Origin of the sequence: Pelagibacterium halotolerans, from assembly GCF_044811015.1 — a bacterium.
In the GTDB taxonomy this organism is placed as follows: domain Bacteria; phylum Pseudomonadota; class Alphaproteobacteria; order Rhizobiales; family Devosiaceae; genus Pelagibacterium; species Pelagibacterium halotolerans_A.
This window is the reverse complement of the sequence record NZ_CP085243.1, coordinates 336,970-361,591: the sequence shown is the minus strand read 5'-3', so window position 1 is coordinate 361,591 and position 24,622 is coordinate 336,970. Positions and strand designations below refer to the sequence as shown.

General features: G+C 61.7%; 19 protein-coding genes. 9 read left to right on the top strand and 10 right to left on the bottom strand.

What is annotated here, in order from left to right; genetic code table 11:
- Window positions 1-145: 145 nt before the first annotated feature.
- Window positions 146-1,399 (bottom strand): N-acetylmuramoyl-L-alanine amidase, encoded by a 1,254-nt coding sequence (locus tag LG281_RS01850; RefSeq protein ID WP_404403802.1) that lies wholly within the window; start codon window positions 1,397-1,399, stop codon window positions 146-148.
- A gap of 760 nt (window positions 1,400-2,159) precedes the next feature.
- Here LG281_RS01850 and LG281_RS01845 point away from each other — a divergent pair.
- Window positions 2,160-4,754 carry an Rne/Rng family ribonuclease gene (locus LG281_RS01845; RefSeq protein WP_404403800.1) on the top strand — a complete coding sequence of 865 codons (2,595 nt, stop codon included), beginning with the start codon at window positions 2,160-2,162 and terminating at the stop codon, window positions 4,752-4,754.
- 72 nt (window positions 4,755-4,826) lie between these two features.
- Here the strand turns inward: LG281_RS01845 and LG281_RS01840 are convergent, their stop codons facing one another.
- A complete protein-coding gene (locus LG281_RS01840) occupies window positions 4,827-5,981 on the bottom strand; it encodes a pyridoxal phosphate-dependent aminotransferase (protein WP_404403798.1) in 1,155 nt (384 codons plus the stop codon).
- A gap of 166 nt (window positions 5,982-6,147) precedes the next feature.
- Here LG281_RS01840 and LG281_RS01835 point away from each other — a divergent pair, with 166 nt between their 5' ends.
- The 6 genes from LG281_RS01835 to aat all read left to right on the top strand — a co-directional run bounded on the left by LG281_RS01835 (window position 6,148) and on the right by aat (window position 11,502).
- Window positions 6,148-7,521, top strand: a complete 1,374-nt coding sequence (locus LG281_RS01835; protein ID WP_404403796.1) for a M48 family metalloprotease — start codon at window positions 6,148-6,150, stop codon at window positions 7,519-7,521.
- A gap of 30 nt (window positions 7,522-7,551) precedes the next feature.
- Window positions 7,552-8,403 (top strand): DsbA family protein, encoded by an 852-nt coding sequence (locus LG281_RS01830; protein WP_404403794.1) that lies wholly within the window; start codon window positions 7,552-7,554, stop codon window positions 8,401-8,403.
- 89 nt (window positions 8,404-8,492) lie between these two features.
- Window positions 8,493-8,924: a type II 3-dehydroquinate dehydratase gene (gene aroQ / locus LG281_RS01825; protein ID WP_404403792.1), complete on the top strand. Its 432-nt coding sequence runs from the start codon at window positions 8,493-8,495 to the stop codon at window positions 8,922-8,924.
- Window positions 8,925-8,974: 50 nt separating this feature from the next.
- The gene (gene accB, locus LG281_RS01820) at window positions 8,975-9,472 is read left to right on the top strand and encodes an acetyl-CoA carboxylase biotin carboxyl carrier protein (RefSeq protein ID WP_404403790.1); all 498 of its coding nucleotides are present in this window, start codon (window positions 8,975-8,977) and stop codon (window positions 9,470-9,472) included.
- A 9-nt stretch (window positions 9,473-9,481) separates the two neighbouring features.
- Entirely contained in the window at window positions 9,482-10,828 is a 1,347-nt protein-coding gene (accC, locus tag LG281_RS01815) for an acetyl-CoA carboxylase biotin carboxylase subunit (RefSeq protein WP_404403788.1), read from the top strand.
- 41 nt (window positions 10,829-10,869) lie between these two features.
- Window positions 10,870-11,502 carry a leucyl/phenylalanyl-tRNA--protein transferase gene (gene aat / locus LG281_RS01810; RefSeq protein ID WP_404403786.1) on the top strand — a complete coding sequence of 211 codons (633 nt, stop codon included), beginning with the start codon at window positions 10,870-10,872 and terminating at the stop codon, window positions 11,500-11,502.
- 143 nt (window positions 11,503-11,645) lie between these two features.
- Here the strand turns inward: aat and LG281_RS01805 are convergent, their stop codons facing one another.
- Together LG281_RS01805 and LG281_RS01800 are read right to left on the bottom strand one after the other, a co-directional pair.
- Window positions 11,646-12,035, bottom strand: coding sequence for a DUF2155 domain-containing protein (locus tag LG281_RS01805; protein WP_404403784.1), 390 nt, complete (start codon window positions 12,033-12,035; stop codon window positions 11,646-11,648).
- Window positions 12,036-12,078: 43 nt separating this feature from the next.
- Window positions 12,079-12,462 carry an NADH:ubiquinone oxidoreductase subunit NDUFA12 gene (locus LG281_RS01800; RefSeq protein ID WP_404403782.1) on the bottom strand — a complete coding sequence of 128 codons (384 nt, stop codon included), beginning with the start codon at window positions 12,460-12,462 and terminating at the stop codon, window positions 12,079-12,081.
- 557 nt (window positions 12,463-13,019) lie between these two features.
- Here LG281_RS01800 and LG281_RS01795 point away from each other — a divergent pair.
- The gene (locus LG281_RS01795; protein WP_404403780.1) at window positions 13,020-16,721 is read left to right on the top strand and encodes a vitamin B12-dependent ribonucleotide reductase; all 3,702 of its coding nucleotides are present in this window, start codon (window positions 13,020-13,022) and stop codon (window positions 16,719-16,721) included.
- A 47-nt stretch (window positions 16,722-16,768) separates the two neighbouring features.
- Complete coding sequence (locus tag LG281_RS01790; protein WP_404403778.1) at window positions 16,769-17,509, top strand: hypothetical protein; 741 nt, start codon at window positions 16,769-16,771, stop codon at window positions 17,507-17,509.
- Window positions 17,510-17,981: 472 nt separating this feature from the next.
- Here LG281_RS01790 and LG281_RS01785 read toward each other — a convergent pair whose 3' ends face one another.
- From LG281_RS01785 to LG281_RS01760, 6 genes are all read right to left on the bottom strand, one after another.
- Entirely contained in the window at window positions 17,982-19,634 is a 1,653-nt protein-coding gene (locus LG281_RS01785; RefSeq protein ID WP_404403775.1) for a Na/Pi cotransporter family protein, read from the bottom strand.
- A gap of 46 nt (window positions 19,635-19,680) precedes the next feature.
- Entirely contained in the window at window positions 19,681-20,535 is an 855-nt protein-coding gene (locus tag LG281_RS01780) for a glycerophosphodiester phosphodiesterase family protein (protein ID WP_404403773.1), read from the bottom strand.
- A 134-nt stretch (window positions 20,536-20,669) separates the two neighbouring features.
- Window positions 20,670-21,770: an extracellular solute-binding protein gene (locus LG281_RS01775; protein ID WP_404403771.1), complete on the bottom strand. Its 1,101-nt coding sequence runs from the start codon at window positions 21,768-21,770 to the stop codon at window positions 20,670-20,672.
- A 31-nt stretch (window positions 21,771-21,801) separates the two neighbouring features.
- A complete protein-coding gene (locus tag LG281_RS01770) occupies window positions 21,802-22,626 on the bottom strand; it encodes an ABC transporter permease (protein WP_404403769.1) in 825 nt (274 codons plus the stop codon).
- The gene (locus LG281_RS01765; protein WP_404403767.1) at window positions 22,623-23,483 is read right to left on the bottom strand and encodes an ABC transporter permease; all 861 of its coding nucleotides are present in this window, start codon (window positions 23,481-23,483) and stop codon (window positions 22,623-22,625) included. The genes LG281_RS01770 and LG281_RS01765 overlap by 4 nt, the downstream gene beginning before the upstream one ends.
- Window positions 23,476-24,498, bottom strand: coding sequence for an ABC transporter ATP-binding protein (locus LG281_RS01760; RefSeq protein WP_404403765.1), 1,023 nt, complete (start codon window positions 24,496-24,498; stop codon window positions 23,476-23,478). The genes LG281_RS01765 and LG281_RS01760 overlap by 8 nt, the downstream gene beginning before the upstream one ends.
- Between the last annotated feature and the right edge of the window lie 124 nt (window positions 24,499-24,622).

Sequence of the window (24,622 nt, the reverse complement as noted above, 5' to 3'; positions counted from 1 at the left end):
GGATACCTTAGTGTCCCCCTTCGTTCAAATTGCCAGGCGGCAGCCTGACGATTTGAACGAAGGCGACGGAACCACGCGGCCAGAAACAAGCCCCCATTCATCTTAAATGATGGGGGTTTGTGGATGACGATCGCCAAGACGAGGCCTACTCCCGTCCGTCGAAATAGATAGCGACGCCCCGGGCCAGCGCCGCCGCAACGCGGTCGAGCCAGGTATCCGTGGTTAGGTTCTGCGTATCGTCGCTGTTGGAGAGGAAGCCCAGTTCGATGAGCACGGACGGTACGTCCGGCGCCTGCAAGACGTAAAAATCGGCCCGCCGCAACGGAAAACGCCGTAATTGGATCGAGGGTTCGAGCTGTTCGATCAACGCCTGTCCGGCAAGATAGGATTCCCTGCGTGTCTCGCGCCCGAGGAGATCGACAAGGATGTCGACGACCGCCGAATCGTCGGGCGGGCCGTATCCGGCAACAAGCTGCGCGCGGTTCTCCTCTTCGGCGAGCACGCGGTCGAGTTCGCTCGTCGCAAGTTCACCGCGTACGTAGATGCTCGCTCCGCGCACATCCTCTTGATCGAAGGAGTCCGCGTGCAAAGAAATGAACAGATCGGCCTGGTTGGCGCGCGCAAGACCGATGCGCTCCCCTAGCCCCAGGAACACGTCGGTGTCGCGCGTGAGCGCCACTTCAAACCGCCCCGTGGCCGCCAGAAGATTCTGCAGCTTGAGCGCGAAGGCGAGCACGATGTTCTTTTCGGCAATACCACTGTCCGACCGCGCACCGCTATCGGCGCCGCCATGGCCGGGATCGATGACGATGAGCGGACGGGATTGCGAGTGCGCCGTCGCGGTTTCCCCCGGCGCCATCTGCTCGCCGTCGAGTTCAGCGCTCTCCGCTGCCTCTGGATCGCCTTCGAGATCCGTGCGCACATTGGCGAGAAAATTGGCTTCGGTATCGGGAATAAGATCGATGACGAGCCGCGCCGGCTGCCCCTCGAACGCCTCGAGCACATAGGATTGCTGGACCTGCGCCGGCGCGGCAAGCGTCAGACTGGCGCGCACGCGCTCCGGACCGGTGTTTTGGATCGAATAGGCCGTCACCAGCCCCTCCCCGCCAATCGCGGGAGCATCGTCCTCGTCCGGCCCGCTCTGCGCGCGAACCTCGACAACGACGCGGTTGGGCGCCGCGAGCGTATAGACGGCGAATTCAGTGGGCTGCGTAAGGTCGAGCACGAGACGCGCACGTTCGGGCGTCGTGGTAACACGCGAATCGAGCAGCGCGGGCGCGACCTGCCCGTCAGCCTGAGCGGCCTCTTCCGCCTCTTGGGCGAACGCGCCAGCACTGGCGAGCCCGGCTACGAGCAAAACACACAAAGCGCGGAATACGCGCCCGGCCAGATCCATCATGTAGTCTCCATTTTCGCGCGCACCATAAGTGATTCTCGGGCAAAAATCGGACGCTTGTTGCCTGGCCCGCATTTCGTTGGCACGGCCCTTCGAGTCTCACACTCCTTGTGCCCTGCGGGCCGGGGCGTGTCATCTGCGGCTTGCACCTGCGCAACTGGCGCACCATATGGCTCCTAGTGCTTCCAAAAACATTCCCTATTGCCAATTTTTGGGAACACTCGTAAGGACTGTAGGTGCGGTGCATACCTGTCTGCGGCGGGCCCGCCGGCTCACTTGGCCGGATTGGGAACAGGACGCGCGACAGGAACAATGACACCCCGAAAACGAACAGTCGGCCCCCACGACGTATCGGCCGGGGACCGGAAGCGGCAGCATCCCTTGTGTGCCGCGCATTTGAAGAGTTGGAGGACCGCGGTAATCGGCATCGCCCTATCGCCGTCCCCCCTGGAACGAGGTCGTATGGGTAGAGCGCTGGCTATCGGCAACGCAAAAGAAAATGTGTGCCGCAGCGTGCTGCCCGGTTCAACGACGCCCCTCGCTTCCAAAGCCCCGAGCACGGATGGAGCGTTTCCAGGAAAAGTTGACAGACTTTTCCAGTTCGGAAACGCGACAAGGCAAAAATCCGGAACATTATGGCGATTCGACGAAGCGCCGAAATGTTCCAGCGCTACAACCCCCATAACATTCGCCTCGCATGACGCCTGCACGCCCCCTTCAATGGGAATGCGGCAGGGCGCGCGAGCGCGCGGAGTTTTTCTATATGGCTACAAAAAGAATGCTGGTGGATGCCACCCACCCGGAAGAAACACGGATCGTCGTTACCAGCGGTAACAGACTTGAGGAATTCGACTTTGAATCCGCCGAACGGCGGCAATTGCGGGGCAATATCTATCTTGCCAAGGTAACGCGGGTCGAACCGTCCCTCCAGGCGGCATTCGTTGAATATGGCGGCAACCGCCATGGTTTCCTCGCTTTTTCCGAAATCCATCCCGACTACTATCAGATCCCCGTCGCCGACCGCGAAGCTCTGATGCGCGCCGAAGAGGAAGCGCAAGAAGCCGAAGCGTCCGAGGACGATGAGGACGGCGCCGAACCCATCGACGACGAGACGGAAACCGATGCTGAAGACGGCGACGAGGCCCTCGAAGCCGAAAACGGCGGCTCGCGCAAGAAGGTCGAGCAGATCGGCGAAGGCGATGCCTTGGAGGACCTCCAGGAGCGTCCGCGCCGCAACCTCAAGCGGTACAAGATTCAGGAAGTGATCAAGCGCCGCCAGGTGCTGCTCGTTCAGGTCGTCAAGGAAGAGCGCGGCAACAAGGGTGCTGCGCTGACGACCTATCTTTCACTAGCGGGGCGCTACTCTGTGTTGATGCCCAACACCGCCCGTGGCGGCGGCATTTCGCGCAAGATCACGAGCGCGGCGGACCGCAAACGCCTCAAGGAAATCGCCTCCGATCTCGACGTACCCCAGGGCATGGGCGTGATTTTAAGAACCGCCGGCGCCTCGCGGACCAAGGCGGAAGTCAAGCGCGACTTCGAATACCTTATGCGGCTTTGGGAGAACGTACGCACCCTGACGCTCGAATCCTCGGCGCCGTGCCTTGTTTACGAGGAAGGGAGCCTGATCAAGCGCACGATCCGCGACCTTTACAACAAGGACATCACCGAGGTCCTCGTAGCGGGCGACGCGGCGTACCGCGAGGCCAAGGATTTCATGCGCATGATCATGCCGAGCCATTCCAAAAATGTGCAGGCTTACAAGGACGATGCGCCGATCTTCTCGAAATACAATATCGAGGCGCAGCTCGATTCCATGTTCCACCCGCAGGTCACCCTGCCCTCGGGCGGCTATATCGTGATCAACCCGACCGAGGCGCTCGTATCGATCGACGTCAACTCGGGCCGCGCGACCAAGGAACACAATATCGAGGACACCGCACTCCAGACGAACCTCGAAGCCGCCGAGGAAATCTCACGCCAGCTCCGCCTGCGCGACCTTGCCGGGCTGATCGTGATCGACTTCATCGACATGGAGGAAAAGCGCAACAACCGGGCTGTCGAGCGCAAGCTCAAGGACTGCCTCAAGAACGACCGCGCGCGCATCCAGGTCGGCCATATCAGCCATTTCGGCCTCTTGGAGATGAGCCGACAGCGCATCCGATTCGGCGTTCTGGAAAGCTCGACGCACAGCTGCCCGACCTGCGCGGGAACTGGATTGGTACGCTCTGTGTCCTCTCTCGCGCTGATGATCATGCGCGCCATCGAGGACCACGTGCTGCGCAAGCCCGGCCAGTCGATCAATGTCAACATGCCCGCCGAAGTCGCGCTTTATATCCTCAACACCAAGCGCCATACACTGTCGATGCTCGAAGAGAAATACGGCCTCTCGATCACGATCTCGGCATCCGACGCCATGGTCGGCAATCAGTTCACGATCGAGCGCGGCGAGTCACGCGGCCCGCTGCCCAACGCGGCGCAGGTCCAGCACATCCGTGCCGACGCCGCCTCGATGGAAGACTATGAAGAAGCCGATGCTGCCGAAGCCGCCGAGGAAAGGGAAGACGCCGGTCAGGCGGACGAACAGCCGGCGCGCGGCAAGCGCCGCCGCCGCCGTCGGCGCGGCAGCAGCGGTGGACAGGCCGTTGTCAGTGCGACGGAAATCGCGACGCCCGACGCCGAGGACGGCGATACCGAAGACGAGGCGCGGCCCGAAGCCGTGTCCGAGGATGACGATCAGCCCCGCAAACGCCGCCGCCGCGGCCGTCGCGGCGGCCGCCGGAACAAGCGTGGCCAGGAGGGTGACGATCAGCAGACGGGCGCCGAAGATTCTAACGAATCTATGGAGGCGGCCAGCGATGCTGACGCGATGCAGGCGGTCGAAGAGCGCGAGGCAATGACCTCCGAAACGGCGACGCCGGAACCCGAGGAAACCGCAGCCGCCAAGGATCTTGAGGGCGCGAGTACCGAAGCTGTCGAGGCGGCTGAAACCACCGCCGAAAAGCCCAAACGGGCCCGCCGCAGCCGCAAGACGGCCAAGGCCGCCGAAACGACGGAAACAGAGACCGTCTCCGAAGCGACATCGGCCAGCGAGGTGCCCGAAGCCACCGTCGAAGAAAAGCCGGCTAAAAAGCCGCGCAAACGGCCCTCACGAGCGAAAAAGACCGAGGAACCGAAACCCGGGGAGGCTGAAAGCGCGCCCGCCGGCGAACCGGCCGCGCAACCGGCAGAGGCTGAGGCCGAACCCAAGCGCAAGGTCTCTTCGGACGAGATCGTAGTATCCTCATCGACCCCCGAGGAAGGCGAAAGCAAACCCAAAAAGGTCGGCTGGTGGCAGCGCCGGCTCGGACTGGGTTAAGGCCGAAATATACCAGATAACAGACACCCCGCCATCGGCGGGGTGTTTGCTTGTATCGGTGCGCCGGTCCCTCTATCCATAGCGTCCAACAGGCCTCAGGAACCTTTCAGTCCTCTCGATCGCCTCTTCAATCGTTTCCCGCGTGCCCGCATAGGAAAAGCGCACATACTGATGTCCGTCTGTCCTGTCGAAGTCCGCACCTGGTGTCGTGGCGACACCGGTGTCTTCCAACAGCCGGATACAGAAATCCATGGTGTCGTTGGTAAAGGGCGAAGCGTCCACATAGACATAAAACGCGCCATCCGACGGCCGGGCCCCTTTAAAGCCGAGACGCTCCAATCCCCGCGCAAGCAGCAGCCGGTTCTGTGCATAAGCATCGCGCCGCGCATCGTAGAACGTCCGCTCATCGAGCGCGGCCAGTGCCGCCATCTGCGATACGCTGGATGCGGAGATAAAAAGGCTCTGCGCCATCATCTCGACGCGCCGCACCAGATCCTCGGGCAGAACCAGCCATCCGATCCTCCAACCCGTCATGCAGTAATATTTCGAAAAGCTGTTCACGACGATCGGCGCTGAACTCGTCTCGAGCGCACTCACGTCCCGGCCGACATAGTTGAGCCCGTGATAAATCTCGTCGGAAATGAACCGCACCCCGAGCCGCTCGCAGCACGCAACGATCTGCGCGAGTTCGTCCGCATCGAGCACCGCACCTGTGGGATTGGCCGGACTAGCAAGCAGAAAGCCATCGAACGGCGCCTGGGCGTAGGCAGTCTCGATATCTTCAACCGTCGGCTTCCAGCCCGTCTCGGACCGCACCGGAATTTCGGCGACCTGCATGTGGAGGCTCGAAAGGATGTTGAGATAGGCCGGATACCCTGGCCGCGTTACCGCGATCCGCGCGCCCGGCGGGAACGCGCCGAGGAAGGAAAGGATGAAACCGCTCGAGGACCCCATCGTGATCATGATGCGCTCAGGATCGACGGCAACCCCGTGCCGCTCGTCATAGTAGCGCGCGAGCCGCTCACGCAGCGGCCGCATGCCCTTGGCGGAGGTGTAGCCCATCGGACGATCGATACACGCCTTGACGGCCGCCCGTACGGCCGGCGATGGCGCGCCGCCCGGCTCGCCAATCTCCAAATGGCAAACCGAGTGCCCGTCAGCCTCACGCGCCTGCGCGCGACCGAGGATTTCCATTGCATAAAAAGGGCGGATCGTCTCCAACGTCATCAAATCGTCCTACTTGCGCCACATCACTGAGACGTTACACTGCCCGGGAAGGCAAGGGAACCTAGTACATTCCACTAATCCCGAAAAATACGAAAATTTGCACTGTAAATAAGAACTTAAGAAGAATAATATTCTAATTCTAGAGTAAAATTTAGAAAATCACTGAATGACAAGGAACGCGTTCGCAATGCCGCCACTCTTCCGTTCTCTCGCCGCGCGCCTTGCTCCCGTCTTCCTCGTATTCGTCCTCCTCTCCGCCACCGCTCCGGCTCAAGCGCAACTCGCGATTATCCGGGACGCGGAAATCGAAGCCATGGTGGCCGACTTCGCGGCACCGCTTCTGCGCGCCGCCGGCATGCCGCGTACGCCGCGGATCGTCATCGTCAACGAGCGCCGCTTCAACGCCTTCGTCACCGAAGAGGGCGACATCTATGTCAATTACGGCACCGTTCTGGAATCGCCAACCCCGGCGGCGCTCAAGGCCGTACTCGCCCATGAGATCGGCCACCTCGCGGGTGGCCACGTCGCGCGCCTGCGCGAGCAGATGGACATCCGCGCCCGCGTCCAGGCCATAACCATGTTTATGGGCATCGGTGCCATCGCCGCGGCCTCGGGGTCGGGTTCCAGCGATGTCTCGCACATGGCGACCGCCATGATCATGGCGTCCCAATCCGCGTCCATGAATTCGCTGATGGCCTACCGCCAGGGCGAGGAAAGCGCGGCGGACGCTGCCGCGCTGCGCATCCTCCAGGCGGCAGGGCAGACGCCACGCGGGCTCGTGGACACCCTTACCATCCTTCTGCAGAATCAGGTCCAGCGCGCCGGCGCCTCGGGCTATCTCTCCAGCCACCCACTTGCCCAGGATCGCCTGCAACAAGTCGAAGCAGCAGCCCGGCAAAGCCCTTACTGGTCGCGCGGGGATTCGCGTGCCGATATCCAGGCGCTCGACATGGCCAAGGCCAAACTCGCCGGCTTCCTCGAAGGCACCGCCACCGTCGCCAACCGCTATCCCAATTCCGACGGCTCGCTCGCTGCCCGCTATGCCCGCGTTATCGCCGCCTACAAGGCCGGTGGCGGGATCAGTGCACTGCAGATCATGCCGTCGCTGATCTCGTCGGCCCCCTCGAACCCCTATCTGCGCGAGCTCCACGGCCAGATGCTCTACGAGCTCGGACGGCCTGGCGAAGCGCTCGCCCCCCTGCGGCGTGCGGTGGACCTCGCACCGGACGCAACGCTCATCCGCATTCTTTATGGCCAGGCGCTCGTCGGTGCCGGTGGCGCGGCCAATCTCAACGAGGCCGTCCTGCAGCTCAAGCGTTCGGCGGTCGCCGAGCCGCGCAATGTCCGCATCCACCTCCTCCTCTCTCAAGCCTATGGTGGGCTGGGCATGGCGGGGCACGCCTCGCTCTCTGCCGCCGAAGCCGCATTGTGGCGCGGCGACGAGCCAACGGCGCGCGGGCTCGCCCGTCAGGCGCAGGGCCAACTGCCTCAGGGCACGCCCGAATGGTTGCGTGCGGGCGATATTCTCGCCATGAACTGACGACGAAACAGGACGATTCGGGATTTCCCCATGCAGAAAAGCGTCAATTTGGTCTTAGCGGGCGCCGTCGTGATCCTTGCAGCCTGCGTTGTTGGCCTGTTCGTCACGCGCCCTGCCCCAGGCCCGAGCGAGGACGACATCCGCGCGCTTGTCGCCCAGACGATCGAAACCCGGATCACCGCCATTGATCTGCGTGACACCGAAAGGCTCGATACCGCCTCCCTCGGCGCCGAGATCGAATCCTACCTTCTGGACAATCCCGGCATTCTCGAAGAGATGTCGCTGGCACTCGAAACCGAGCGTCGCGCCGAACAGGCCCAGGAGTCCCGCATCGCCCTCGCGCAATTCGAGGACCAGATCTATAACGACCCCGCCAATATCGTCCTGGGCAACCCCGAGGGCGACGTGACCCTCGTGGAGTTGTTCGACTACAATTGCGGCTATTGTCGCCGGGTCGTCGCGGACGTCTTCTCGCTGGTCGAAGAGGATCCGAACCTCCGCGTCATCCTCAAGGAGTTCCCGATCCTCTCCGAAGGCTCCGTCGAGGCCGCGCGCGTCGGCATTCTGGTCAACCGCGAAGGCGGGGATTACGGAGCATTCCACGCCGCGCTCTTTTCCGAACGCGGATCGGTTAACGCCGATGCGGCGCTCGCGGCAGCCGGAAATATCGGCCTTGATGCTGGCGCCATCGAAGCGGAAATGAACGCGGACGACGTCACCGCCGCCCTCCAGCGAAGCTACCAGATCGCGCGGGGCCTTGGTATTTCAGGCACGCCGACCTTCATCATCGGGGACGAGATCATCCCCGGCGCCGTCGACAAGTCCGAACTCACCCGCCGCATTGCCAACATGCGCGAATGCGGATCGACGGAGTGCATTTAACCCAATAGGCCGTTGTCCTTTGCCTTTTTGGTGCATTTCCTATAACGCGAACTTGCATAAGCACATCCGGTAGGAAACAAGCTTAATCCATGGCAAAGCGTGTCCTCATTCTGAACGGCCCAAACCTCAATCTGCTGGGGACCAGGGAAAAATCCGTCTATGGCAGCAAGTCGTTCGCCGAGATCGAGGCCACCTGCAAGAAAACGTGCGCCGATCTGGGCTTTGTCTGCGATTTCCGGCAGTCCAATCATGAGGGCGAGCTGGTCGACTGGATCCAGTCCGCGCGCAAAACGGCCGACGCGGTGATCATCAATCCGGCCGCCTATTCGCACACCTCCGTCGCCATCCACGATGCGCTCAGAACGCTCGAGATGCCGATCATCGAGGTCCATCTGTCCAACATTCACCAGCGCGAAGCGTTCCGCCATCATTCCTATGTGTCGACAGTCGCCACCGGAGTTATTTGCGGGCTGGGGGCCAAAGGCTATACATTGGCCATCCAAGCGCTGGCCGACGAGTAAACCGTGAGAGAGCGCCCTCCGCTTTTCGAGGGCCTGTGGAGAACGAAGAAATGGCAAAAATTTCACAGGTCGATCAGGACCTCATCCGCACCATTGCAGAGCTGGTCAACGAGGCCAATCTCGCCGAGATCGAACTCGAGCAGGACGATTTTCGTATCCGCGTGACCCGCACGCTTCCGGCAAAAGAAGTCGTCCAGGTGTCGGCACCGGGCTATGCGTCCGCTCCTGCGGCGCCGGCTCCTACGCCAGTGCCCCAGCCTGCCGCAGCGCCGACGCCGGCTGCGCCCGCCGCGCCCGAAGACCTGGCCGCGAGCCCCAACACGCTCACATCGCCCATGGTTGGCACTGCATATCTTGCGCCCGAGCCCGGCGCCAAGGCCTTCGTCGAAGTTGGCTCCAAGGTCGCGGAGGGCCAGACGGTCCTGATCGTCGAGGCGATGAAGACCATGAACCAGATCCCGGCGCACAAATCCGGCACCATCACCCGCATCCTCGTCGACGATGCGACGCCGGTCGAATACGGCGAACCGCTCGTTGTTATCGAGTAAGGCAGCGCCATGTTTTCCAAGGTTCTCATAGCCAATCGCGGCGAGATCGCCCTGCGCATCCTGCGCGCGTGTAAAGAGCTCGGTATCCAGACCGTCGCCATACACTCCCAGGCCGACGCCAACGCCATGCATGTGCGGCTCGCGGACGAAAGCGTCTGTGTCGGGCCCAACCCGGCCAAGGACAGCTATCTCAACATCCCCTCCATCCTGGCCGCCTGTGAGATTACCGGCGCCGAGGCGGTGCATCCCGGTTACGGTTTTCTCTCTGAAAACGCGCGTTTCGCGCGCATTCTCGAAGAGCACAAGATCAGCTTCATCGGCCCGTCGGCGCGTCATATCGAAATCATGGGCGACAAGATCGAGGCCAAGAACACGGCCCTCGAACTCGGTATCCCATGCGTCCCCGGCTCCGCCGGCGCGATCACGAGCGAGGCCGACGCCAAGAAGGTCGCCGCAGAGATCGGTTATCCCGTCCTCATCAAGGCCGCCTCAGGCGGCGGCGGGCGCGGCATGAAAGTCGCCAAGACCGAAGCTGACCTCTCGGTCGCCTATTCGACGGCCCGCTCGGAGGCCAAGGCCGCCTTCGGCGACGATGCGGTCTATATGGAAAAGTACCTCGGAAAGCCGCGCCATATCGAGGTCCAGGTGATCGGGGACGGCCAGGGCAATGCCGTGCATTTGGGAACCCGCGATTGCTCGCTTCAGCGCCGTCACCAGAAGGTCTGGGAAGAGGCTCTGGCACCGACCGTGCCAATGGAGCAGCAGCAGGAAATCGGCGAAATCTGCGCCGCCGCTATGCGCAAGCTCAAATACTCGGGTGCAGGCACCGTCGAGTTCCTCTATGAGGACGGCAATTTCTATTTCATTGAAATGAACACGCGCCTGCAGGTCGAGCATCCGGTCAGCGAACGCATCACCAATTTCGATATCGTCTACGAGCAAATCCGCGTCGCCGCCGGCGAAAAACTCTCGCTCAAGCAGGAAGACGTCGAATATTTCGGCCACGCCATCGAAGTACGCATCAACGCGGAGGACCCGCAGACCTTTGCACCCTCGCCCGGAAAGATTACATATTATCATCCGGCCGGTGGTGTCGGCGTGCGCGTGGATGCAGCAGTCTACCAAGGTTACGCCATCCCGCCCTATTACGACAGCCTCATCGGCAAGCTGATCGTGCACGGGCGTACGCGCCCCGAATGCCTGCAGCGGCTCAATCGCGCGCTCGACGAGTTCATCGTCGACGGCGTCAAGACGACCCTGCCGCTCTTCCGCCGCCTGATCAAGGAACCGGACATCCAGGCGGGGAATTACGACATTCACTGGCTCGAACACTATCTGGAAAACAACAAGGCGTAAGGGGCCTCGCTCCTCGCGCCAACCGGACCGATGGAGCAGGAATGACCCGTAAAAGCGACGATCCCTTCGACATCGAGCTGACGCCGGAACTGATCCTGCGCGCCTATCAGGCGGGCATCTTCCCCATGTCCGAATCTGCGGACGACCCGGACATCTTCTGGGTCTCCCCGCAAATGCGCGGGGTCATTCCGCTCAACGGATTCCGGATCTCAAAAAGTCTCGCCAAAACCCTGCGTAGACACACATTTTCCATTCGTGTCGACCAGGATTTCCTCGGCACGATCGAAGGCTGCGCGACCGCTGGCAGCGAGCGCGAATCCACATGGATCAACACCACCATCATAGACCTCTACGGCCAGCTTTTCGAAATGGGCTATTGCCACACAGTGGAGATCTATGATGGCGAACGCCTTGTCGGCGGCCTATACGGCCTCGCCATCGGAGGCGCCTTTTTCGGCGAGTCGATGTTCCACCGGGTCACCGATGCCTCGAAAATCGCGCTCGCCCACCTTGTCGATCGCCTTAACGCCGGCGGCTACGCCCTACTGGACACCCAGTTCATCACCCCTCACCTTGCTTCCCTGGGCGCGATCGAAATCCCCCGCGCCATCTACGAGGTCCGCCTCGCCGGCGCACTGGCTCTGCAGGCGGATTTTTATGCTTGGGACCGGTAAGCATGGCGCTTTCCTCTCCCTTCGTCATCGCCGGGCTTGACCCGGCGACCTCTCTTTTCGCGCAGTGCTTGTGGTGGTGCCGCGAGGTCCACGGGGCAAACCCGTGGATGACGACGGTGGGGGGAGTGCCGACAAAATGCGGATTAACGCTGATCCGGCGGAGGGATATCCGAGCTCTGCTTGCAGGCGACGAGCCAGATATCGTAGACCGCGTCGTCGATCGCATGGAGCGCCGGGCTTTCCGCAAACATCCAGCCGGTAAAAATCCGCTGGATCGACGCCCTTAATGAAACTTCATCGACCTCGACAAACGCGGTGATCTTCTGCGCCTCGCTGGCCGGACGCGAATAGCACACGCGGGGGGTCAGTTGTAGAGAACCGAACTGCACCGTCTCATCGATATAGACGTCGAACGTGGTAATCCGCCCGGTGATCTTGTCGAGCCCCCGAAAGACAGCGACCGGATTGGCGATTGGTTGAGCAAGAAGGGTCGCGGGACCAAAAGCCAGAGCAACTCCTAAGAGCCAGCTCAATGGCCGATGTGTCCTGCCGCTCGCGATCACGAATGAAAAAGCCCTATTCCGGCGACCACGCCTCATAATCGCCCGTCACCCGAGGCCGCTCGGTCGGCGTCAGGATGGACCCGTCAGGCCGATAGGCCGCCGACGTGCCCGTCAGATTCGCCTGGTGCGGTTTTTGCCAGTCGCGCGGCTTATAGTCGGCCTCGCTCGGCGCCACGTCGGTGCGGTAATGCATCCAGCCGTGCCAGCCCGGGGGTATCGCCGAGGCCTCGGCCGGCCCGTTGTAGATCACCCAGCGCCGCCCATCCTTCTTGCCTTTATAATAGACATTGCCGAACTCGTCCTCGCCCACCTTGATCCCGCGCAAGGCGGTAAAGATGCGGGTCGAGAGCGTTTGCTTGTTCCACCAGCCAAAGAGTTCGAAGATGAATTGCTTCATGGCACTGTTCGTCCGTGTCGAAGGATTCGGCGCTTAAAGCGCCTCTTAATCTGCCTCGCGTTTAGCACGGGGAAATCCCCGCGCCTACCCCGAACCGCCACCGCGTCGATACGTCTTTTCCCCTTCGTGATTGTGACAATCGTGGAAAAGCGAAATTTCGTCGAAAAAAAGCTGCTTGACAGCGATTCGGCGCACCGACCCCGAGTCGCTCCGATTCAAAGAGCATAGCCGTACCGCGCACTTAGCCCCGTTTCCCTAAACAAGACTTTATTAACCGACCCCGAAACCGGTCCGGAAGCGCATGCGTTAACCTCATGAACCGAGGATGACGTTTTCCTCGCTATCCACAGTGAAATACACTATATTTAGCTTCAGCCATTTTGGGCGACACAATTTGTAGTCGATTGGTGCGATTGACGGCGCCGTCCAGAATCGAAAAAGGTTTCGATCTCCGGGACCAACGAGTCCCATTCCAGATCGACACTTTCGGGCCGGACCTCCAATCGCTTGCGGGGCACCAAAACAAGCGAACCGGCTTAGTTTGGGGAACCATAGACATGCATATCGAACGGCGTTTCACCAAGGCAGGCGAGTCCGCCTATGCGGGGATCGAATTCAAGAGCGCGACGAGCGAGATCCGCAACCCGGACGGGTCTGTGGTCTTCAAGCTCGAGGACATCGCCGTGCCGGCAGCCTGGAGCCAGGTGGCCGCCGACATCATCGCGCAGAAATATTTCCGCAAGGCCGGTGTCGCCAAGGTCCTCAAAAGGATAGAGGAAAACGACGTTCCCTCCTGGCTCTGGCGCTCGGTGCCCGATGAAAAGGCGCTCGCCAAGCTCCCCGAGGACGAGCGCTATGGCTCGGAAATGGATAGCCGGCAGGTTTTCGATCGCCTCGCCGGCACCTGGACCTATTGGGGCTGGAAGGGCGGCTATTTCTCCTCGGAGGAAGACGCCCGCGCCTATTACGATGAACTCTGCTACATGCTCGCCACCCAGCGGGTCGCCCCCAACTCCCCGCAATGGTTCAACACGGGCCTCTTCTGGGCCTATGGCATCGATGGTCCCGGCCAGGGCCACTTCTATGTCGATCCGTTCACCGGCAAGCTGACCCAGTCGAAATCCGCCTACGAGCATCCCCAGCCCCACGCCTGCTTCATTCAATCGGTCGATGACGATCTGGTCAACGAGAACGGGATCATGGACCTGTGGGTCCGCGAAGCGCGCCTTTTTAAATACGGCTCGGGCACCGGCTCGAACTTCTCCGCCCTGCGGGGCGAAGGCGAGCGGCTTTCGGGCGGCGGCAAGTCCTCGGGTCTTATGTCCTTTTTGAAGATCGGCGACCGCGCCGCGGGCGCGATCAAGTCCGGCGGCACCACCCGCCGCGCCGCCAAGATGGTCGTCGTCGATATCGACCACCCCGATATCGAGGACTACATCAACTGGAAGGTGAAGGAAGAGCAGAAGGTCGCCGCGTTGGTGACCGGGTCGAAGATCGTCTCCAAACACTTGAAGCTCGTCATGAAAGCCGCCGTCAATTGCGACGGCAATGGCGATGATTGCTTCGACCCCAACAAGAACCCCGCTCTGAAGCGCGAAATCAAAGCTGCGAAAAAGGCGCTGGTGCCGGAAAACTACATCTTCCGCGTCATCCAATTCGCCAAGCAGGGCTATACCGACATCGAATTCCCCGTCTACGACACCGACTGGGATTCCGAAGCCTATTTGACCGTCTCGGGCCAGAACTCGAACAACTCGGTCCGCGTCACCGACGCGTTCCTCAACGCCGTCGAGGCCGATGGCGAGTGGAACCTCATCTCGCGCCAGACCGGCAAGCCCACCAGGACCCTGAAAGCCCGCGAGCTCTGGGACACCATCGGCTACGCCGCCTGGGCCTCCGCCGATCCCGGCATCCAGTACCACACCACCATCAACGAGTGGCACACCTCCCCCGAGGCTGGCCCGATCAACGCGTCCAATCCGTGCTCGGAATATATGTTCCTCGACGACACGGCGTGTAACCTGGCCTCCATCAACCTCCTGCCCTTCCGCGACAAGGATGGAACCTTCAACACCGCCGATTACGAGCACGCCGTCCGGCTCTGGACACTGGTCCTCGAAGTCTCGGTGATGATGGCCCAGTTTCCCTCGCGCGCCATCGCCGAACGCTCCTATCTCTACCGCACCCTCGGCCTGGGCTACGCCAATATCGGCGGGCTGCTGATGACCTCGGGCATCCCCTACGACAGCGAGGAAGGCCGCGCCATCGCCGGTGCGCTGACCGCGATCCTCACCGGCGTGGCCTACGCGACCTCGGCGGAGATTGCCTCCGAACTCGGCGCGTTCAAGGATTACAAGCGCAACGCCAAGCATATGCTGCGCGTCATCCGCAATCATCGCAATGCCGCTTACGGCAACACCAATGGCTATGAGGGCCTGTCCATCGCCCCGGTCCCGCTCGACCACGCGGCCTGCCCGGATCGGAACCTCGTCGACCGCGCCAAGGCGGCCTGGGACGCGGCGCTCGAACTGGGTGAAAAGCACGGCTACCGCAACGCGCAGGTCTCGGTGATCGCGCCGACGGGCACCATCGGGCTGGTGATGGACTGCGACACCACCGGTATCGAGCCCGATTTCGCGCTCGTCAAATTCAAAAAGCTCGCCGGCGGCGGCTATTTCAAGATCATCAACCGCGCCGTCCCCGAAGCGCTGCGGACGCTGGGCTATTCCGAAGACCAGATCGCCGAGATCGAGGCCTATGCCGTCGGCCACGGCAATCTCAACCAGGCCCCGGCCATCAACCCGACTTCGCTCAAGGCCAAGGGGCTGACCGACGCACACATCGAAAAGCTCAATGCGGGGATGAAGTCGGCCTTCGACATCAAATTCGTCTTCAATCAGTGGACCCTGGGCGCCGATACGCTCAAGGCGCTGGGCGTCACCGACGAGCAGCTCGCCGACCCCACCTTCGAACTCCTGCCCTTCCTGGGCTTCTCCAAAAAGGACATCGAAGCGGCCAACATCCACGTCTGTGGCGCGATGACGCTTGAGGGCGCGCCATTCTTGAAGGACGAGCACCTGCCCGTCTTCGATTGCGCCAACCCCTGCGGCAAGATCGGCAAGCGCTACCTTTCGGTCGAAAGCCACATCCGCATGATGGCCGCCGCCCAGCCGTTCATCTCGGGCGCGATCTCCAAAACGATCAACATGCCCAACGATGCGACGGTCGAGGACTGCAAACAAGCCTACATGCTCTCCTGGAAGCTGGCGCTGAAAGCCAACGCGCTCTACCGCGACGGCTCCAAGCTCTCCCAGCCCTTGAACGCCTCGCTTCTGGCCGATGAGGACGAGGATGAGGACGCCATCGAAGAGCTCGCCACCCTCCCCGCCGCCGAGCGCACGCCTGCGGTCACCGAGAGAATCGTCGAAAAGATCATCGAAAAGACCATCCGCGAGCGCGAAAAAATGCCCGACCGCCGCAAGGGCTACACCCAGAAGGCGATTGTGGGCGGCCACAAAGTCTACCTGCGCACCGGCGAATACGATGACGGGCGCCTGGGCGAGATCTTCATCGACATGCACAAGGAAGGCGCCGCCTTCCGCGCCATGATGAACAATTTCGCCATCGCGATTTCGCTCGGCCTGCAATACGGCGTGCCGCTCGACGAATTCGTCGAGGCCTTCACCTTCACCCGCTTCGAGCCGGCCGGCCTCGTCATGGGCAACGACCAGATCAAGAACGCGACCTCGATCCTCGACTACGTGTTCCGCGAACTGGCGATCTCCTATCTCGACCGCACCGACCTCGCCCACGTCACCCCCGACGCCGGATCGACCTCCATCGGCCAGGGCGTTTCGGAAGACAAGCAGGTCAAGGACCGCGGCAACGCCCCCTCACCCGTCTCGGCAGACCGCTTCGTCTCCCGCGGCATGACCCGCGGCCGGGTCAAGGACAAGAACCTGATGCTGGTCTCCAGCCAGGATCTGAACCTCCCCAACCCGGTCCAGGCGCTGCAAACCTCGACGATGACGGCGCTCAAATCCGGCACGGCCTTGAAGACGGACCCGCAGGTGGCCCCGGAGGCCGAGGCCGAGGCAGCGCCTATGCCCAAGGCGAAGGACACGAACGCGCTGCGTGCGGAAGCTCAGATGAAGGGCTATGTTGGGGAAGCCTGCCCGGAGTGCCAGAACTTCACGCTGGTGCGGAACGGGACGTGCTTGAAGTGTGATACGTGTGGGTCGACGACTGGGTGTAGTTAAGACAATAGTACAGCTGTGGTGGTGTGTTTTGATGGCCGATGATCTAGATGGCAGGTCGTAAGTGCATATTCTGCGGAACTCCACACGCCCTCACGCGAGAACATGTCCTGCCTGTTTGGTTGCAGGAGTACGTCGGTGGAGATGAACCAGGGGAATTTCGTGGCACTCGAGCAAATTTCTTCGGGATGCCACTGGACGAGCGGAAGGCCAGCCCCAATTCCCATACACTGAAGGTTGTGTGCGGCGAATGTAACAATGGCTGGATGTCACGACTGGAAGTTGCCTTCAGCGCAATTCTTCCTCGCCTTGAGATGGATATAAACCCCAGACGTTTCAGCAAAACTGAACGCGCTACAATAGCTAAATGGATAGTTAAAACTGGTATTATTGCTCATCTTAGCTCGAACTACAGGCGCATTTTGCCGGAAACGTTCCCGATATCCTTATCAAGAGGGCAAGCAATTCCAGGAAGAGTGAGGGTTTTCGGCGGAAATGTTGCAGAATCTAAATCGATCAGGTGGATTCAATCGAACTTAGCATCAACTGTATTATCGCGTTCAGACCTAGCGTCGTTCGACCCTCTCAAGGATTCCTTCGTATTCATATTGTCGATCCGAAAAGTGTTTTTGGGATTTGGCTGGCATGACTTAAACCGAAACGCGATGAATCTTTCGCTGAACGACAGCTCTCTACACCAGTTCTATCCCCGCCCCCAACCTGCTCAAATATCAAAGGTTTTTGACGACCTACAAATGGCTTCCTTTGGTTTGAGCTTGTCTCCTCGGTAGACTTTCGATTCTCTCCTTACCCCAATCTTATCCCCGCCCCCCAAAACCCGTGCCATACTTCCTCTCACGGCCGCACCAAGGGCGAGGATGCATACGAGCTTCCGGTGAGGGCAGAGCTGGAGAGACGGGAAGCGTGAGGCCGGGCCGAGGTCTCATTTGGTCCCGCGGCGCTCCGGGTGTGTCCGTAGGCCGGTTCGGGTCCGATGGAGGTCGCTCCAGCGGAGGCCCAAAGGGTGCTCACTCGCGCCAAGGCGACACGACCCCGGGACGCCCGGTCAGTTCAGCGCGCCATACCCTCGAAAGAGGGAGGGGATCGTCCCCGGCGGGGTACCCATAAGCCGAAAATCCCGGATGTATGCGGCGAGGCGTGCCTCGCATTTATATATCTACACAGTATGAGGCCACGTCTCGCCGCATACCGCCCATTCTGATTGAACCCGAGGCAACCGCCGGAGGGCGCTTCGGCGCGCCCCTACGCCAGCCGCGTATCCCGCAGCTCCCCGCTCTCCGCCAGAATCGGATAGGCCACGCTCGCGAACAGCGAGTTGATCGTCTTGAGCGCCCGTACCGTTTCGAGGTGGATGTTGCTCGTTTCGATGCTGTGGTGCGCGCCTTCGCGCAGGCGCTGGAGATGGCCGGTGGCGCTGGCGCGCTCGGCCCGGCCCATCTCTTCCTTTTCCGCGAGCAGTTGCCGCGCGGATTCGCGGTCTTCCGACATCAGGACGTTGAGCGCAAGCTGCATGTTCTGCATCACGCGGTGATGCAATTCGTTGAGTTCGCGCCAGCCGGCGGGGGAGAATTTGAGGTTCTGGTCGCGCCGGGTCTCGGCCAGCTTCATCAGCGTCTTGGCAATCGCGTCCCCGACATATTCGAGGTTGATCGCAAAATTGGCCAGCTCCTGCCCGCGCCGCGCGTCGTCGTCGAGATCGTCCGGGTATTGGATCTTGGCCAGATAGAGCTTGATCTCCGATTGCGCTGTATCCACCGCCTGTTCGAGCCGTTTGACCTGCTTGATCTTTTCCGGATCGCCGGTCTCGTAAAGCTCCATCAGCGGCGCCAGCATCCGCTCGATGATCTCCGCCATGCGCAAAAGCTCACGTTTGGCGCTTGCCAGGGCCAGCGGCGGCTGGCCGATGACCGAAGGATCGAGCCGCGTGCCCGGTTCGTCGAGCGGTTCGGGCGCGGTATCCGCCGAAGGCACGATCCGCTCCATCAGCTTGGCCACCAGCCCCGTAAGCGGCAGGCACACGATGAGCAGCGCGATATTGAATCCCAGGTGCAAATTGATCAGCCGGGCCGCGTCGCCCGCGCCCAGCCAGCCAAGCGACGGCTGGAGAAGCTGGAAGGCGATGAGCACGGCGACCGCGCCAGCCCCCCGGAAAAGGAGATTGCCCGCGGCGATCCGGCGCGCCTCGACGACGCTGTTACGCGTCAGCGTCAAGGCAATCATCCCGCCTCCGAGATTCGCCCCGAGCACCAGCGAAACACCGACTTCAAGCGGCAGGATGCCCTGCGCCGCGAACGCGGCGATCATCAAGATAGAGGCGACCGAGGAATGCACCAGCCACGTAAACGCCGCGCCGATCAGGAACGCCGTCACGAAATCACTCGCGAGATAGCCCAGAACACCGGAAAGAACCGTCCCCGTCTCCCGCAGGGGTGCCGTCGCCACCCCGATCATCTGCAGCGCGACCAGAATGAGCGCGATACCGATCAGAATGCGCCCGCCCTGCCGCCAGGTCCGCGTCTGCCCCTTGAAGAACGCCGTGCCACCCGCAATCAACAGCAGCGGCACCAGCCATTGCAAGTCGAGCGACAGGATCTGCACCACCAGCGACGATCCAAGATCCGCCCCCAGCATCAGCGTCAGCCCGGTCGCGAGGCTCAACACCCCGCTCCCGGCAAACCCCGCCGCCAGAAGCGCGACCGCCGTCGAACTTTGCAGGAACACGGCAATCCCGGCGCCGATCCCCGCCGCGCGCATCCTGCCGCCACGGCTCTCGCGCAAAAGCGACCGCAGCGCCGGCGCGTGGCTCCTCTCGACGCCGGTGCGCACCATGCGCACGGCCCACAGGAGCAGCATCACCGCACCGGCCAGATGAAACGCGACGGAATAAAGGTTCACCTCTTGGTCTCCAGACACAATTGGAACAAGCGTTCGATTCTCTTGCTCAAAAGAACGATTCGTACCGCTCGGTAAGATAACGCGCAAGCTGCGGGCTGAGGTCCGTCTGCAACACGGTAATCCCCGCGTCGATCAACCTGCCCCACACGGCATCCGGATCCGACTTTGCGCGTGTGTCGTTAAAATCGAGCGAATGGACGGGATCGAGCGTGTTGGTCCAGAGCCGCACATTATGGTGATCCAGCACCGGGCGCGCTTCAAGCACATCCTCAAGTCGTGAAAACCCGATCTCCAGCATGGACGGCCGGAAATCCGCAATAATCCGCGCCGCATCCTCAGCGAACCGCCCCTCCCGTGCCGGCAGGATCGGCATGAACGGGATCTGTCCGAACCAGGGCGCGTTGAGGAATCGCGCATTGTCGCCATCGAGGTCGACGGGCCCCTTGAGCACCACCTGATCGGCCATATCCATCGCCAGCACCGTCGCGGCAACCGTATCGAGGTCGCGCATATATTTGGTATCGATATTGACCAGCACGCGCCCGCGCACCGCTTCAAGCGCTTCGGCAAGCGTGGGCACCCACAAGGGCGTTAGGGGCGCCTCGTCACCGCCGCCACCGGCCCGCAGTCGCAGCGCGCGGATTTCAGCGAGTGCCAAATCCGCCACGGCACCGCTGCCATCGGTCGTGCGGTCGACGGTCTCATCATGGATCACCACGAGTGTGCCATCTGCAACCGTTTGCGTATCGAACTCGACGATATGGGCGCCGGCAGCACGGGCGTCAGCGAACGCGGCAAGGGAATTCTCCGGGCTCTCCGCCCATTCCCCGCGATGCGCGACGATCAGCGGAAGGCCGCGCGAGAGCGTGGCGGAAACGGATAAGGGTGAAGTCTGGTGCATTTCGTTTTGCTTTGCGTGAAAGCCCCGCGCTCATGGGCGCCGGGCGTGTTGAAGAGCAGATACCGGAATGCGGGGAAGCGTGACGCTCCCCCGCAAGCGGGACCGGTGGGAGGACCCGGTCCGGTTAGACCCGGTTAGTCCTGGACGACGTTTTCGATGAAGCCGGGAACCACATCCCGGTCCGAAAGCGGCGCGGCCCAGACGCGGCTGTTGATGCGCTGCGCGTTCGGCACGATCGCGAAGCTGTCGTCAGCCGCGGTATTGGCCGGTGCGGAGCCGAAAATTCGGTTGAACTCGGTCTGCGTGTCAGCCGAGGTCAGCCAGTGCGCGAAGACCAGCGCGGCGGCCTTGTGCGGGGCGTTCTTGGGGATCGCGACGACGTTGCCGCCCCCGTTCATGCCCCATTCGGGGATGTAGAACCCGATATGGCTACCCACCTCGTTCCGGTTGACCAGCCCGTAAAGATGATCCTCCCAAGCCGGGGCGAGAAGAAACTCGCCGGAATTCAGGCGCGTAAGACTGTCCGCGTTCGACCCTGTGATGACGTACTTGTCTTCGCGGGCGTTGAACCAGTCATAGACCGGGGTCAGGTCGGGAACCTCATCGATAACGCTGTCCGGCGTGATGCCGAGAATATTGCGCGCGATGTTGTGGATGAAGGACGGGCCGGAGCCGCCATTCTCATAGTTGAAGCCGAGCTGATAGGGATTGGCATCGATCCAGGCCTCAAGATCGGCCAGGGTCTGCGGCAGCGTCTCGGGATCGACCCGGTTGCTGTCATAGGCCATACCAGTCTGGTTGCCCCAGTATTTGACGCCATAGCCCTGCCAGTCGGCACCTTCAGCCTGATCGGTGAGATTCGCGCCTTCGGGCAGAAGCGGAAGGATGGGCCCGAGGAAGATCTCCTCGACGGCAATCCTGTTGCCAGCCTGCCCGCCCTGCGCGAGAACGTCCACATCGCCAACCTCGCGCCCGGCTTCGGCGAGCACCTTGTTGAGCGCGTCGTCACCGCCGCTGACGTCGGGAATGTTGACGGTGATGCCGTATTCTCCTTCGAACTGCCGGACAGCATCGCGGAATTCGGGCTGGAAATACCAGACATACCAGGTCACCTCGCCCTCGGCCTTGGCCTGCTCGACGATTTCGTCCCAGCTCATCTCCGAAAGCTCATAAGACAGCGCCGGACTGGCGACGAGGGCGCCGGCAAGGGTTGCGGTTAGAAGTTTACGCAGCATGTTTTTGCTCCTCCATGTGTTGCGCAAGGGGTTAGCCTTTCCCGGAAACGCCCGCCGGGTTGGCCGACTGCAGGAGCCGCTCCAGCACGAGCATTAGGATGACGTTGGGAACGACCAGGATCAGGGCGACAACGGCCGCGTTGGGGCGGATGAAGTTGTAGCCGAGATAGGAATAGAGAATGGTCGGGATCGTCGTGAAATCAGGCGAGCCGACGACGAAAGCGAGTGCGAATTCCTCGAGCGAGAGAATGAAGACGATGAGGAAGGCCGCAAAGATGCCGGGTTTGAGGACCGGCAGATAGGCCGCCCGGAAGACGGCAACCGGCGACGCACCAAGGTCTCGCGCCGCGTTGATGACGTCCTGTCGCACCAGCGAGAACGACACCGACAGGATACGCACCGCAAAGGGCAACAGCATCACGATATGACCGACAAGGATCGCCGGATAGCGTGCGAAAAAGCCCATCGAGATCAGGAGCGAGGCAAAGAAGATCGCAGTCACGAAGCCCGGCATGATGAGCGGCAGAAGCGTAACCGTCTGCCAGACCGTCTTGCCTGGAAAGTCCAGCCGCCCGAAAGCATAGGCCGTCGGCATCGCCAGCAGCACCGCTCCCAGTCCCGCCATCGGCGCGAGCGAATAGGAATTGAGCATGGCGGTCGAAAGCGAGGTGGTTTCCCACATCAGGCGCCAGCGCTCGAAGGAGAGCTTGGGCGGCAGGATATCGGGATAGCTCCAGGCCTGGCTCGGGTCGACCAGCGACCACAGGAGCGCCATGCCAAAGGGCACGACCAGCCACAGGATCATCGCCGCGATGAGCAGGCCCGAAAGGATGGTGTTGAGATGAGACCGCCTCATGCCACCCTCCCCATCGCGCGCGTCGCGAGCTGGACGAGAGCCGTGAGCCCGAGCGCTCCAAAGAGCGAGAGTGCCATCAGCATGACAGCGACCACGGCGGCGCCGTTCCAGTCGCCCTCGGCACCCTGCAGCGAGGCCATATAGGTCGCCATGGAGTTGATCGAGGACGGTCCCGCAACGGCCTGGAAGCTGAAATCCCCCGCCGCACCAATGAAGATCAGCACGAGCGCCGCCTGCATGGCTTTGGTCGAAAGCGGCAGGATCACCTTACGGAACCGGGCAACTGTCCCTGCCCCGAGATCCTGCGCCGCGTTGAGCACCTGATCGGGAATGGACTGCACCGCACCCGAAAGCAGCAGGAAGGCAAAGGGCATCTGCTTCCAGACCTGCAATCCGATCACCGCAAAGCCATTCGCGTCGTTCTGCATCCGCGCCGGCGCGTCCCAAAGCCCCGTCCACACGAGGAACTCGTTGACAAAGCCGTGGTAGGAAATGACGTTGACGAGCAGGAACGCCGCCACGAGCCCCGGCACCAGCAAGGGCGCCTTGAGGATCGCCGAAAGCGTCATGGACCCGGCAAAGGGTTTTCTCAGCCACAGCGCGATCGGATAGGCGAGTGCGACTGCGATCAGCGCCGACGCTGTCGCGATATAGGCCGACCATTGAAAGGCTCGCCAGAACCGCCTGGCCGCTAAAACCTCTTGCCAATGGACCAGCGAGAGCCCCTCGCTCGTCCCGGAAAAATCGTAAAGCCCGAACGACTGGACGATGGCCCGGTAAAGCACCGAGCCCATGAAGAACAACACCACACCGACTGTCGGCGTGAGCAACAGGGTGATCCGGATCGCATTACGCATCGGGGCCGTCCTCCAGCCGCACGATGCCCTCCGCCGGCACGTCGAACGCGAGCGTGTCGCCGATCGCGATATCGAGGTGCCCCGGAAGCTGCAGCCGGACCGTTTCACCACCAGCGGTGACAAAAACGTCGACGTATGCGCCCTGAAACGCGACCGCGCTGACCGTGCCCGACAGATTGCCCCCGATCCTTGCTGCTTCAGGCCTCCAGCACACTTCGGCACAACCCGTGTCAGCTTGCGCGCAAGCCAACAGCCCGAACGGCGTCACCATCTTGCCGCCCGTAAGTTCCCCCTTGTGCAGATTGGCCGCCCCGATGAAGTCGGCGACAAACCGCGTGCGCGGCTTGAAGTAAATCTCGCGCGGCGCGCCCTGCTGTTCGACCACGCCCTTATTCAGAAGAAAGACCGTATCGGACAGCGCCAGCGCCTCGGCCTGGTCGTGCGTGACATAGATAGCGGTAAACCCGACTTCCCGCTGCAGCGCACGGATCTCGGTCCGGACCTGGTCGCGCAGCTTGGCGTCGAGATTGGAGAGCGGTTCGTCGAACAGCACCAACCCCGGCGCCACAGCCAGCGCGCGCGCCAGCGCAACGCGCTGCTGCTGACCGCCCGAGAGCGCATTAGGCAGCTTCGTGGCGTGATCCTCGAGCCCCAATTGCCGCACGAGGTTCTCGACCCGGCGGACCGTTTCGTCCTTACCGATCCGCTTCTGCCGCGGCCCGAAGGCGATGTTATCGGCGACACTTAAGTGCGGGAACAGCGCATAGGACTGGAAGCACATCGCCGAATCCCGGACCTCGGGTGATTGGCGCGTGATCTCGGCACCATCGACGAACAGCCGCCCCCGGCTGGGCTGAAGAAATCCGGCGATGACGTTCAAAAGCGTGGTCTTGCCGCAGCCGGACGGCCCCAAAAGCGTGATGAACGATCCGGTCTCCGCGACAAGGTTTACCCCCTTGAGCGCGTCGAAATTACCGAACCGAACGGCAATGTCCTCTGCCACCAGTCTTGGCATCTGTCCTCCCTTTCTCATGCGACGGATTGAAAGGTTGCGTCGCGATCTTAATTATTACACTTATCATGTAATATTTGTGACAGGCAATGCAAAAAAGGCAGCAAGCTGTATAAGGCGACAGTGA